11 protein-coding genes, 1 pseudogene and 1 riboswitch are annotated in these 12,657 nt (G+C 69.4%); of the genes and pseudogenes, 2 read left to right on the top strand and 10 right to left on the bottom strand.

The genetic code is table 11. From position 1 onward, the window contains the following. Window positions 1-4 precede the first annotated feature (4 nt). The 4 genes from ACGFZA_RS19305 to ACGFZA_RS19290 all read right to left on the bottom strand — a co-directional run bounded on the left by ACGFZA_RS19305 (window position 5) and on the right by ACGFZA_RS19290 (window position 4,227). Entirely contained in the window at window positions 5-1,039 is a 1,035-nt protein-coding gene (locus tag ACGFZA_RS19305; protein ID WP_393680427.1) for an NlpC/P60 family protein, read from the bottom strand. Between the two features lie 236 nt (window positions 1,040-1,275). Beyond that, complete coding sequence (locus ACGFZA_RS19300) at window positions 1,276-2,301, bottom strand: NlpC/P60 family protein (RefSeq protein WP_393680425.1); 1,026 nt, start codon at window positions 2,299-2,301, stop codon at window positions 1,276-1,278. 284 nt (window positions 2,302-2,585) lie between these two features. Then, entirely contained in the window at window positions 2,586-3,947 is a 1,362-nt protein-coding gene (locus ACGFZA_RS19295; protein WP_385287862.1) for an NYN domain-containing protein, read from the bottom strand. 37 nt (window positions 3,948-3,984) lie between these two features. Continuing rightward, window positions 3,985-4,227, bottom strand: coding sequence for a hypothetical protein (locus ACGFZA_RS19290; RefSeq protein WP_014156692.1), 243 nt, complete (start codon window positions 4,225-4,227; stop codon window positions 3,985-3,987). Between the two features lie 223 nt (window positions 4,228-4,450). Here ACGFZA_RS19290 and ACGFZA_RS19285 point away from each other — a divergent pair. Beyond that, window positions 4,451-5,174: pseudogene (locus ACGFZA_RS19285) on the top strand (rhomboid family intramembrane serine protease). Further along, entirely contained in the window at window positions 5,171-5,452 is a 282-nt protein-coding gene (locus ACGFZA_RS19280) for an Lrp/AsnC ligand binding domain-containing protein (protein WP_356323786.1), read from the top strand. Before ACGFZA_RS19285 ends, ACGFZA_RS19280 begins: the two are co-directional and overlap by 4 nt. Before the next feature lie 65 nt (window positions 5,453-5,517). Here the strand turns inward: ACGFZA_RS19280 and ACGFZA_RS19275 are convergent, their stop codons facing one another. From ACGFZA_RS19275 to ACGFZA_RS19250, 6 genes are all read right to left on the bottom strand, one after another. Beyond that, window positions 5,518-6,897, bottom strand: coding sequence for an aminotransferase class V-fold PLP-dependent enzyme (locus tag ACGFZA_RS19275; RefSeq protein ID WP_385287823.1), 1,380 nt, complete (start codon window positions 6,895-6,897; stop codon window positions 5,518-5,520). A 173-nt stretch (window positions 6,898-7,070) separates the two neighbouring features. Beyond that, window positions 7,071-7,188: riboswitch (SAM riboswitch) on the bottom strand. Between the two features lie 90 nt (window positions 7,189-7,278). Beyond that, the gene (gene trpD, locus ACGFZA_RS19270; RefSeq protein ID WP_385287826.1) at window positions 7,279-8,343 is read right to left on the bottom strand and encodes an anthranilate phosphoribosyltransferase; all 1,065 of its coding nucleotides are present in this window, start codon (window positions 8,341-8,343) and stop codon (window positions 7,279-7,281) included. Between the two features lie 122 nt (window positions 8,344-8,465). Next, on the bottom strand, window positions 8,466-10,091 hold the full coding sequence (locus tag ACGFZA_RS19265; RefSeq protein WP_385287828.1) for a cytochrome bc complex cytochrome b subunit: 1,626 nt from the start codon (window positions 10,089-10,091) through the stop codon (window positions 8,466-8,468). Continuing rightward, window positions 10,088-11,140: a Rieske 2Fe-2S domain-containing protein gene (locus tag ACGFZA_RS19260; RefSeq protein ID WP_385287831.1), complete on the bottom strand. Its 1,053-nt coding sequence runs from the start codon at window positions 11,138-11,140 to the stop codon at window positions 10,088-10,090. Before ACGFZA_RS19260 ends, ACGFZA_RS19265 begins: the two co-directional genes overlap by 4 nt. Beyond that, a complete protein-coding gene (locus ACGFZA_RS19255) occupies window positions 11,137-11,946 on the bottom strand; it encodes a c-type cytochrome (protein WP_385287834.1) in 810 nt (269 codons plus the stop codon). Before ACGFZA_RS19255 ends, ACGFZA_RS19260 begins: the two co-directional genes overlap by 4 nt. A gap of 56 nt (window positions 11,947-12,002) precedes the next feature. Then, a complete protein-coding gene (locus ACGFZA_RS19250) occupies window positions 12,003-12,623 on the bottom strand; it encodes a heme-copper oxidase subunit III (RefSeq protein ID WP_385287837.1) in 621 nt (206 codons plus the stop codon). Window positions 12,624-12,657: the final 34 nt, after the last annotated feature.

Genomic DNA, 12,657 nt, shown 5'->3' with positions numbered 1-12,657 from the left:
GAGGTCAGACCCGGGTGACCGAGGAGACGGGCATCATGCCGACGGGGTCGTAGCGGACCGGGGCGCCGGGATACGGGGCGTGGATCACCTGGCCGTTGCCCACGTACATCCCGATGTGGCTGGCGTCCGCGCGGTAGGTGACGAGATCGCCGGGGCGGGCGTCCGCGAGCGGCACCATGCGCCCGGCGTACCGCTGGGCCTGCGAGGTCCGCGGCAGGCTCACCCCGGCCTGGGCGTACGCCCACTGCATCAGCCCCGAACAGTCGAACCCGGACGGTCCGTTCGCACCCCAGACGTACGGGAGGCCCAGCGCCCGCCGGACGGCCGTGACCGCGGCAGCCGCCCGGGCCGAACCCGCGGGCAGACCGGCCATGGGCCCGGCGGCCCCGTCGTCGCGGCCGGTGCGCGAGGCCCGGTCGAAGGCGGCCCGATCCGCTCCGGGCAACTCATCGAGCAGCGCCCTGGCCTGACGGAGCTTGCGCTCCACCGTGCGTTTGTGGCGGCTGACGGCCGCGCGGTTGCGCTCCAGGCCGGCGAGCGCGCGGGCGGCCTCCTTACGGGTCTGGGCGAGCGTCTGCTCGGCCTTGCGCAGACCGGCCAGGGTCGTGGCGCGCCGCTCGTCCGCCCGGTCCAGGGTGGCGGCCCGGTCGAGATAGCTGTCGGGGTCGGAGGAGAGCAGCAGCGCGAGCGAGGGGTCGATGCCGCCGGCCCGGTACTGCTCCCGGGCGGCCGAACCGATCTCCGTACGCATCCGGTTGATGCGCTCCTGGCCCCGGGCAGCGCGGTCCTGGGCCCGGCGCACCTCGCCGCGCAGCCGGCCGACGTTCTCGCCGGCCGCGTTGTAGTGCTCGGTCGCCTGTTCGGCCTCGGCGAAGAGGCGGTCGACCCGGGCGCCCGCGCTCCGCGGTGTGTCCTGCGGCTCGGCGTTCGCGGTGGCCGCGCCGAGCGTCGCCGCGGCGGTCGCCGCCGCGGCCGACATCACGGTCACCCGGACGCTCCGGCTCATGCCGGGCTGTGTGGAACGGCGATGGGACACCACAGGACGCCGCACTCCCTTCCGCTGTACGCAGACGTGTGCGGCCCCTGCCACCCGGGGCGGGCGGACCGACGCACGGGAGTCGCACAGCAGGCAGACAGTAGTCGCGTGATCACGGAGCGGCCAAAGGCCGCGCCGGTCGGAAGGGGGCACACACAGTGACGCCCCGCAGGTGACCTGTGGTCTCCGGCGGGGCGACTGTCAGTACGGGGCGCGGGAATTCGCCCGTTCGGGCGTGGTCAGATGCGCACCGCGCCGTAGAAGCTGCCGATGGTGCTCATCGACTCGTAACGGACGAACGTGCCCGAGCGCGGGGCGTGCAGCACGGTTCCGTTGCCCGCGTAGAGGCCCACGTGCTGGTTGCCGTTGAAGAAGACCAGGTCGCCCGGCTTCAGCTGGCTCATCCCGATCCGCGTGCCCTGGTTGATCTGGGTGTACGTGGTGCGGGTGATGTTGGCGCCGGCCTGGGCGTAGGCCCACATGGTCAGGCCCGAGCAGTCGTAGGAGCTGGGGCCGGCCTGGCCGGGCGAATACGGCTTGTTGAGCTGGGTGGCGGCCGCCTGGAGCGCGGCGGCACCCAGGCCCGACGCGGGGGCCTCGTTGCCGAGGTCGATCCGGTCGCTGGCGGCACGGCTGGCGCGCTGGTCGTCCGCACGCATCTTGTCGCGCTCGGCCTGGGTGAGGGTGTTGAGCAGCTGACGCGCCTCGGCGAGCTTGGCCTGCTGCTTCTTCTTCTTCTCACCGAGCGTCTTGCGGACGTCCGCGAGGTCGCTCAGCTTGTCCTGGGCCTCCTTGCGCTCCTGCGCGAGGGACCGCTGCTTCTCCTGGATCTTCGACAGCGACTCGGCCTGCTTGGCCGTCAACTGGTCGAGCGCGGAGGCCTGGTCCAGGAAGGTGTCCGGGTCCGAGGCGAGGAAGAGCTGGACGGAGGGGTCGATGCCGCCGGAGCGGTACTGCGCGGCGGCGAGGGAACCGAGCCCGGCGCGGAGGTTGTTGAGCTCCTGCTGACCGCGGGCCACCTTGTCCTGGATCGCGTCGATCTGCTTCTGGAGCTTGTCCTGCTTCTCCTTGGCCAGGCTGTGCTGCTCGGTGGCCTTCTCCGCCTCTTCGTAGAGCTTGTCGACCTTCTCCTTGACCTCGCTCTTGGTCGGCTTCGGGTCGGCGTGCGCCGCCTGGGAGGTCAGGGCCACGGCCGCGGCGGCAGTCACGCCGAGCACGGTCACGCGCGTGCGGCTCGGTTGCTTGGGACGACGGTGGGACCCCACGAAGGCGAGCTCCTTCTTCCTTGAGCCGCCTACCGGGCTACGGGGGAGATGCCCCCCCAGCTCCGTGCACGTCACGGCCTCGGCGGTTCCTTCACTGCCACCCCGGATGGGTGATCAACCGTGCGAAGGTTCGAGGCCCGACCTTAGTGACCATCTTGTGATCAGTTCAAATCCTCACAGAAAAAATCTCGTCACAGGAGGTACTTCTTTACTCACATCACACAGGGTGTAGCGGCGACTTGACGGTCCGTTCCGCGATTTCCGGCAAGTCACCGCAAGGCGCGCTAGACGCGCGAAAGCCGCTTCAGGAGCAAGAGGGACGCAACGGGCCTGGCCCCCGCCTTCGCCACCCCGTCGGCCACTTCGCGGTCGGTCGAGACCACCACGACGGGCCGCCCCGGCGGTTCGGCACGCGCCAGTTGACGGATGACCTCGTCCGCCGTGACACCCGGCTTGCTGAACAGCACCCGCACCCCGCGCGGCGGCGCGAGCAGCACCGGAGCGGCGAGTTCGGCCCCGTCGAAGACACAGGTCATCTCGGCGCCCGTCTGGGCCGCGAGCACCGAAAGGCCGCCCAGCAGCCGCAGCCGCTGCTTCTCCAGCGGCATCTGCGGATAGCCGGTCTTGGTGACGTTGTAGCCGTCCACGATCAGATGGGCCTGCGGCAGCGCGAGCAGTTGGTCGAGCAGCGCCGGATCGGTCTCCGAAAGGGCCCTGGCGGCAATGTCCTTGGGTGACATCCGTCCCGGCTCCACCGCGTCCACGCTGTCGGCGGGACGCATGGAGGAGGGCGGCAGCGCCAGCTCCCGCCGCAGCCCGCCGGCCGCTTCGAGCACCGTGTCGAGCAGCAGCCGCAGCCGCATGTCCTCGACCGAGCGCCCTTCCCTGGCGGCCCTGCGGCCCGCCTCGACGGACGCCTCCGCCTCGCCGAGCCGCGTCCGCAGCCGACGGGTCTCGCTCTCGGCCGCGGACACCTGGGCGGCCGTCTCGGCCCGCAGCGCGTCGCTCTCGGCCTTTCCCCGGCGCAGCGCCGCCTCGCCGCGCTTCACCTCGTTGACCGCGCTGCGGAGCTTGCGCTGGAGCGCGTCGGCCTCCTTGCGGGCGGCGTCCAGCTCGACGCGGAGCCGTTCGGTCTCGCTCTTCGTCTGGGCACGGGCCCGGGCGAGTTCCTCGCGCAGCCGGTCCAGTTCGAGCCGGACCTCCTCGTCGGCGCGCTCGGCGTCGGCCCGTTCGGCCTCCTCGCCGGCGGCGGCGACCAGCTTGACCCAGCCGGCCGGCCGCAGCACATAGGCCGCGGCGGCCACGTCGACGGGATCCGCGGCGGCGGGCGGCGAGCCGGCCACCAGCGCGGCGGCCAGTTCCGGCTGGGTCTCCTTCAGCCGTTCACCGATGCGCCGGCGGAAGGCCGGGTCGCCCTCCAGCGCGGCCGCCATCGCGTTCCCCGCGAACTTGGCACGCCGGGTCGGCGTGAAGCGGGCGTACTGTCGGAGCTGGGGCGGGAGTTCGGTGACCGTGAGACCGCCGAACGCGTCCGCGACCAGCGCGACGACCCGCCGCCGCACACCTTCGGGCAGCGGGCGGTCGAGCGCCTCCACGGCGTCGTCGGCCGCGTCGGCCGACGTGGCGCCGCCAGCGGGCTGCTCCACCATCCGTCACCTCATTTTTTGTGTCCGCGCGGCCCCGTCAGGAGTCGGCACCCGGCCTGTCGACTAGTTCGATCTGGTCCACCGCGTTGCACCAACGACAGCGCACCGACTCGATGGTCTCACTGACGACCTCGCGTTCTTCGACGCTGGACTCACCGGCCAGGTCGAGGTGCACGTATTCGACGACCTTGGACGAACGTGTCACGTCGAACCTCGTCAGGTTTCCGCAGAGCGTGCAGCGCCAGCGGGTCCCGTCGGTCGGCTGGGGAACCGTCGTCATCGTTGCGTCCTCTTTCGTCGAGCCGTGAGCTGCCGGACAAGGATCTCGCGGTGCGCCGTCGAACTGCGGATGTCCTCTTGCAACCCTACGGCCTCGGCGCTTCCCCGCGGCACGGCGAGGCGCTCTGTCCCGTTCCCTCCGCTTGCGTCATGCTCTGTTCATGATCGATCGGCGGGCTGCGGCCGGCAGACTCCTGCGGGCGGCCACCTCGGGCGGGCCGCCGGTGACGTACGCCCTCATCGCCCTGTGCTGCGTGGTCTTCGTGATCAGCCCGCTCTCGGGGTTCAACCCGGTCTACGGCACCGCGGACGCCCTGCTCGCCGCCCAGGCCGGGTACTTCGAGCGCTGGGGCGTGATCCCGAGCGAACTGTGGGACGGCTCGGCGCACGCCGCCCTCACTCCGCTCACCGCACTGTTCGTCCACGGCAGCTGGCTGCACCTGCTCGGCAACATGCTGTTCCTGTACGTGTTCGGAGCGATGGCCGAGGAGCGCATGGGCCACACCGAATTCGCACTCTTCTACCTCGGCTCCGGCTACCTCGCCCTGCTCGCCTACGCGGCCGCCCACTCCACGTCCGACCAGACGCTCGTCGGCGCGTCGGGGGCGATCTCCGCGGTCCTGGGCGCCTTCCTCTACCTCTTCCCCAGGGCCCGGGTCACCAGTCTCTTCCCCTTCCTGCTGTTCCTGCCGCTGCGCTTCCCCGCGTGGATCGTGCTGGTCTTCTGGTTCGTCCTGCAGTGGCTGGCCGCCGAGGGCGCGGGCAGCGGGCCCGGGGTGGCCTACCTCGCCCATGTGGTCGGCTTCGCCACCGGGTTCCTCTATGCCTGGGGGCGGTACCGGCGTGGCGCCGGAGCCGCGCCCCGGGCCCGGGCCCGGCAGGATCCCGACGCGAGGCTCTAGAGTGAAGTCTCCAGCCACGGCCACCGAGGGAGAAAGCCAGCCGTGATCACCGCGATCGTGCTCATCAAAACCAGCGTGGACCGGATTCCCGAGATCGCCGAGGCCATCGCCGCGCTGGACAGCGTCAGCGAGGTCTTCTCGGTCACCGGTACCTACGACCTGATCGCCATGGTCCGGGTGTCCAGGCACGACGACCTCGCCGATGTCATCCCCGGCCGGATCAGCAAGATCCCCGGCGTCGAGGGAACCGACACCCACGTGGCGTTCCGTACGTACTCGCAGCACGACCTGGAGGCGGCCTTCGCGATCGGCCTGGACGCGTAGCCACGTCAGCGGATGAGGCCGGGTACGGACAGCTGTCCGTACCCGGCCTCATCCGCTGAGGGACCTCAGACCTGGGTGGCGGTACCCCGGTCCGGGACGCAACGGCCGTCCTCGGTGCGGTACTTCCACTGGGCGCCCTCGCTCACGAGTTCCCTGACCGCCCGCAGGAAGCGCTCGATGTGCTCGTCCGGCGTACCGGCGCCGAAGCTGACCCGGATCGCGTTGAGGGACTTCTGGCCCGGCTCCGCCTCCGGCGCGCCGCACTCCCCGACGTCCTGCGGGTCGCTGCCGAGCAGGGTGCGCACGAGGGGGTGGGCGCAGAAGAGTCCGTCGCGCACGCCGATGCCGTACTCGGCGGAGAGCGCCGCGGCGAAGTGCGAGCTGTTCCAGCCCTCCACCACGAAGGAGATCACGCCGACGCGCGGGGCGTCGTCGCCGAACAGCGAGAGCACCTTGACCTGGGGGACCTCGGCGAGTCCCGCGCGGACCGCGGTGACGAGCTGCTGCTCCCGGGCCACCAGGCTGTCGAATCCGGCCTCGGTGAGCGCCTTGCAGGCGGAGGCGATGGAGTATACGCCGATGACGTTGGGGGAACCGGCCTCGTGGCGGGCCGCGGTGGTGTGCCACGCGACATCCACTCCGCCGTCGGCGCGCCGGGCGACTGTACGGGAGGCACCGCCCCCGGCCAGGTAGGGCTCGGCGTCGCGCAGCCAGTCGGAGCGGCCGGCGAGGACGCCCGAGCCGAACGGCGCGTACAGCTTGTGGCCGGAGAAGGCGACCCAGTCGACGTCCAGCTCGGCGATGTCGACGGGGTGGTGCGGGGCGAGCTGGGCGGCGTCCAGCACGATCCGGGCGCCGTGGGCGTGCGCGGCGGCGGCGAGCTCCTTGACCGGCCACAGTTCGCCGGTGACGTTGGAGGCGCCGGTGACGCAGACCAGCGCGGGGCCGTAGGGGTCGCGGCCGGCGAGGGCCCGCTCCAGCGTCGCCACGGCCTCGTCCGGGGTGCGGGGGGCGTTCAGGTAGGTCACGCGGGCGTCGCGCCAGGGCAGCAGCGAGGCGTGGTGCTCGGTCTCGAAGACGAACACCTGGCAGTCGGCGGGCAGCGCGGCGGCGAGCAGGTTGAGCGAGTCGGTGGTGGACCGGGTGAAGATCACCTGGTCCTCGGCGCGGCAGCCGAGGAACTCCGCGACGGTCACGCGGCTGGCCTCGAAGAGGTCCGTGGAGAGCTGCGAGAGGTAGCCGGCGCCGCGGTGGACGCTGCCGTAGTACGGCGCGTACGCGGCCACGTCGTCCCACACCCGCTGCAGGGCCGGAGCGCTGGCGGCGTAGTCCAGCGCGGCGTAGGTGACCTCACCGCCGGTGACCAGCGGAACCGTCACATCCTTGCCCAGAACGGGCAGAGGGGCACAAAGGGACTGGTCGGCGGCAGCGGTGAAGACAGACATGACGAACTCCCGTAACAGGCAGGCGAATTCCGCGTGCCTGCGGGTACGCGGCAGCACGGAGGGAAGAAAGAGGGTGTGCGGAGTAGGGCCGAAAAGCCCTATCGCATTCGCGTGCTCACAAGAGGCTCCCTGAGGACCAGGACCCCACGGGTGGACATCTCACGATGTCGAGGGGTCCGCGCTTGCCGCAGACCTCGCTGCCTGCGGCCTGGTCTTCACCCGGGGCACCCCGCCACGGACGGAGGGTTGCCGGACAGCGGGCCGGGGCCGTAGTCGCTGTCACTCATGACCTGCGCAGCATCTTGCCATACGGAGCGGAACGCGCAAGGCGCAGTCCATGATCTGGACTGCGCCCTGCCTCACATTCCGTACGCCGGCCCCTCAGGCGTTGCTGGCCACGACCCATCTCTCCAGCGCCCGGCCTGCCGCGCCCGAGTCGATGGACTCGGCGGCCTTGGCCATCCCCGCGGTGAGCTGCTCGACGAGCGTGCCCTCCCCCGGGTCCAGGGCGACGAGCGCCGCCGCCGAGTTGAGCAGCACCGCGTCCCGTACGGGGCCCGTCTCGCCGGCGAGCAGCCGGCGGGCCACATCGGCGTTGTACGAGGCGTCGGCGCCCCGCAGCGCCTCGACCGGCACCAGGTCGATGCCGACGTCGCGCGGGTCGAAGGCCTCCTCGCGCACCACGCCGTCCCTGGCGACCCAGACGCGGGAGGTCGCGGTGGTGGTCAGCTCGTCCAGGCCGTCGTCGCCCCGGAAGACCAGGGAGGAGTTGCCGCGCTCGGCGAGGACGCCCGCGACGATGGGCGCCATCCGCAGGTCGGCGACGCCGATCGCCTGCGAGCGCACCTTGGCCGGGTTGGTGAGCGGCCCGAGGATGTTGAACGTGGTCGGCGCGCCGAGCTCGGACCGGGCCTTCGCCGCGTACCGCAGGGCGGGGTGGAACTTCACGGCGAAGCAGAAGGTGATGCCCGCTTCCTCGGCCACCTCCACCACCCGCTGCGGGGGCAGTTCCAGGTTGACGCCGAGCTTGCCCAGGACGTCGGAGGAACCGCTGGCCGACGACGAGGCGCGGTTGCCGTGCTTGACGACCTTGGCGCCGGTCCCGGCGACGACGATCGCCGACATGGTGGAGATGTTGACCGTCTTGGCCATGTCCCCGCCGGTGCCCACGATGTCGACCGTACGGCCGGGCACGTGGATGGTCGTGGCGTGCTCGTACATCGCACGGACCAGTCCGGAGACCTCCGTGACGGTCTCGCCCTTGGCGCGCAGCGCCACCGCGAAGCCGGCGATCTGCACATCGGTCGCCTCGCCGCTCATGATGCGGTCCATCGCCCAGGCGGTGTCGTCGGCGGTCAGGTCCTGGCCGCGCAGCAGGGGGGTCAGCACGCCGGGCCAGGAACGGGCCGCCACGCTGTCGCCGCCGACCGGGGTCACAACGTTCATGGTCCACTCCTGGGTCCACAGCCGATAAAACGAACGTGACCACCCTATCGAGCCCCGGGGACAGCGAAGAGCCCCGTCCATGCGATGGACGGGGCTCCTGCTGTGGCGATCAGTTCAGGTGATCAGTGGTGGCCGTGGCCGCTGGTGATCTCCTTGTACTCCTCGGCGGTGGGCTTCTCGATCTGGCTGTTCTCGCCGTAGAAGCCCTTGCTGAGCTTGGCCCGCAGCTTCGTCACCGGGGACACCTTGCGCTCGACACCGTTCTCGTCGACCGTCGGGCCGATCTCGACCGGCTTGTACTGCTCGTGCGCGGTGAGCGTGTGCAGCTGCGCGGGTGCCAGCGGCTCGTGCACCTCGACGAACTCACCGTGCGGCAGGCGCTTGATGAGACCGGACTCGCGCCCGTGCAGCACCTTCTCCTTGTCCCGGCGCTGAAGGCCGAGGCAGATCCGCTTCGTCGCGATGAACGCGAGGACCGGAGCGACGAAGAACGCGATCCGCACGAACCAGGTGATGGAGTTGATCGACAGGTGGAAGTGCGTGGCCCACAGGTCGTTGCCACCACCCACGAGCAGCACCATGTACCAGGTGATCCAGGCGACACCGAAGGCGGTACGGGTCGGAACGTTGCGCGGGCGGTCCAGGATGTGGTGCTCGCGCTTGTCCCCGGTGACCCAGGACTCGATGAACGGGTAGACCGCGATCGCGGCCAGGACCAGCGGGAAGATCACCAGCGGAATGAACACACCCAGGACCAGGGTGTGGCCCCACAGGTTGATCTCCCAGCCCGGCATGACGCGGATCAGGCCCTCGGAGAAGCCCATGTACCAGTCGGGCTGGGCACCGGTGGACACCTGGTCCGGCCGGTACGGGCCGATGGCCCAGATCGGGTTGATCGTGGCGATGCCCGCGATGGCGGCGATGACACCGAAGACCAGGAAGAAGAAGCCTCCGGCCTTCGCCATGTAGATGGGCAGCAGCGGCATGCCGACGACGTTCTTGTTGGTCCGTCCGGGACCCGCGAACTGCGTGTGCTTGTGGTAGAAGACCAGGATCAGGTGGGCCACCAGCAGGCCCATCATGATGCCCGGCAGCAGCAGGATGTGCACCGAGTAGAACCTGGCGACGAAGTCGCCGCCCGGGAACTCTCCGCCGAAGAGGAACATCGACAGGTACGTACCGACGATCGGTACGGACAGGATCGCGCCCTCCATGAAGCGGACACCGGTGCCGGAGAGCAGGTCGTCCGGGAGCGAGTAACCGGTGAAACCGGTGAACATGCCCAGGACGAACAGCAGGAAGCCGAACAGCCAGTTGATCTCACGGGGCTTGCGGAACGCACCCGTGAAGAAGACGCGCATCATGTGCACGAACATGCCGGCCAGGAAGATCAGCGCGGCCCAGTGGTGGATCTGCCGGACCAGCAGACCTCCGCGGACGTCGAAGCTGATGTTCACCGTCGAGGCGTAGGCCTCGGACATCCGGATGCCCTGCATGGGCTCGTACGGGCCGTGGTACACGACCTCGTTCATGCTCGGGTGGAAGAACAGCGTCAGGTACACACCCGTGAGGATGATGATGATGAAGCTGTAGAGGCAGATCTCACCGAGCATGAAGGACCAGTGGTCCGGGAAGATCTTGCGCATGTTGGCCTTGGCCAGGGAGTAGATCCCGAGCCGGCCGTCCGCCCAGTCGGCAACCTTCTCACCGGCGGGCGCCTTGCGCTTCGTATCGGTCGCAGTACTCATCCGCGCTCCCAGAATGCAGGACCGACGGGCTCTTCGAAGTCACCGAGCGCCTCGAGGTTGCCCTCGCTGTTCACGCCGATCCGCAGCTGCGGAAGAGCGTGACCGGCCGGACCGAAGATGACGCGGGCGCCGTCGGAGAGGTCGAAGGTGGACTGGTGGCACGGGCAGAGCACGTGGTGCGTCTGCTGCTCGTACAGGCTGATCGGGCAGCCCACGTGGGTGCAGATCTTGGAGAAGGCCACGATTCCCTCGTGGGCCCACTCGCGCTCGCGCTTGTCCTTGATGTTGTCCGGCTCGATGCGGACGATCATCAGGGCGGCCTTGGCGATCTGCTTCTGGAAGTCGTGCGCGTCCTCCTCCAGGCCCTCGGGCATGGCGAAGGTCAGCGAACCGACGACGACGTCCTCGGGACGCAGCGGCTCCATCGTGTTCATGTTGACGAGCTGCTTGCCCTTGGCCCACATGGTCGAGCGGAGCTTCTTCTCCGGCAGCGGACCGAGGTCGCGCAGCAGCACCACGCCGGCGAGCGGCACCAGGGCCAGCGCGCCGAACATCGTGTTGCGGATCAGCTTGCGCCGGCCGAACGCGGACTCCTCGGCACCCGCCGCGAAGTCGGCGAGAACCTTCGCCTTGACCTCGGGCTCGGCAGCGATCGCGTGACGCTCGTCCGCGACCTCCACGTCCGACATCAGGGTGCGCGCCCAGTGGACGGCACCGGCACCGATCGCGAAGAGCGCCACGCCCAGGGTCAGCCCCAGGGAGAAGTTGAGCGCGCTCACATGGCCGAACGGGAAGATGTAGACGATCTTGTCGACCGGGAAGATGACGTAGGAGGCGATGAAGCCGACCGTCGCCAGCATGGACAGCGTGAACATGAACGCGACCGCGCGCTCGGACCGCTTGGCGGCCCGTTCGTCGATGTCCTGGATGCGCGGCCTGTGGGCCGGCAGCCCCGGGTCGGCGAACGGATCGCCGGCACCCTCTACCGCGCCGTGCGCGGCGTCCTGCGCTTCGGGCAGGTTCTCTTCTGGAATCTCTTGGCTACTCATGACTTCTTGGCCTTAGCGGTGTGGGCCGCGACCCAGACGGCAACTGCGATCAGTGCGCCGAGCCCGAAGATCCAGCCGAAGAGACCCTCGCTGACCGGACCGAGGCCGCCCAGCTTGAGGCCACCCGGGCTCTCGGCCTGCGAACTGTTCACGGTCTGGACGTACGCGATGATGTCCCGCTTCTGCTGCTCGGGCATCGTCGAGTCGGGGAAGGACGGCATGCTCTGCGGGCCGGTCTGCATGGCCTCGTAGATGTGCTTCGGGTCCACGCCTTCGAGGTTCGGGGCGTACTTGCCGTTTGTCAGCGCGCCGCCCTCACCGGTGAAGTTGTGGCACTGGGCGCAGTTGGTACGGAACAGGTCGCCACCCTTGGCGACGTCCGCCCCCTCGGGGCTGACCTGGCTCTTGGTCGGGACGATCGGGCCGGCGCCGAGCGACGCGACGTACGCCGCGAGCTGGTCGATCTCGGCCTGGGTGTAGATGACCTTCTTCTTCGGTACCTGGGCGCCCGGCTGCTGTGCCGGCATACGGCCCGTACCGACCTGGAAGTCAACGGCGGCGGAGCCCACGCCGACAAGCTGGGGCCCGTCGGTGGTGCCCTGACCGCCGGTTCCGTGGCAGCTGGCGCAACCGACGGAGTACAGCTTCTTGCCCTCGTCGATGGCGAGGGACTGGGCGGTGTCGTCGGCCTGCGCCTTACTCGCGGGCGCAAACGCGGCGTACAGCCCCCCAGTAGCCGCAAGCGCGAGGAGTAGTACGACGACCGCCGCCAACGGATGGCGTCGTCGTGCGGAGAGCTTTTTCACGGATTACCCCGGTGTCAGGATCTTCTGCGTCGATGATGGTTCGGGTACGAGCCCGGTTACTTGATCATGTAGATCGTGGCGAACAGGCCGATCCACACGACATCGACGAAGTGCCAGTAATAGGACACGACGATGGCTGCGGTCGCCTGCTCATGGGTGAACCTCTTGGCTGCGTATGTCCTGCCCAGAACGAGCAGGAAGGCGATGAGGCCGCCTGTCACGTGCAGACCGTGGAAGCCGGTGGTCAGGTAGAACACCGAGCCGTACGGATCCGAGGACAGCGAGAGGCCGTCCTTCTTCACCAGCTCCGTGTACTCGAAGACCTGGCCTCCGATGAAGATCGAACCCATCACGAAAGTGATCACGAACCAGGTACGGAGCTTCTTCACGTCGCCCCGCTCCGCGGCGAAGACGCCGAGCTGGCAGGTGAGTGAGGAGAGCACCAGGATCGTGGTGTTCGTCGCCGAGAACGGGAAGTTCAGGGCTGACGCCATTTCCTTCCAGTGATCCGGTCCGGTCACCGATCGCAGGGTGAAGTACATCGCGAAGAGGGCCGCGAAGAACATCAGCTCGGAACTCAACCAGATGATGGTTCCGACGCTGGTGAGGTTCGGCCGATTGACCGACGGGTGCGCGTGCCCGGTTTCTACTGTCGTTGCTGTCGCCACGACCGACATTATGTCGGTCGCTTATCCCGCCCTCACTCCGGGG

The sequence above is a fragment of the Streptomyces sp. NPDC048211 genome, assembly GCF_043202315.1.
In the GTDB taxonomy this organism is placed as follows: domain Bacteria; phylum Actinomycetota; class Actinomycetes; order Streptomycetales; family Streptomycetaceae; genus Streptomyces.
This window is presented reverse-complemented; position numbering and strand designations above follow the sequence as displayed.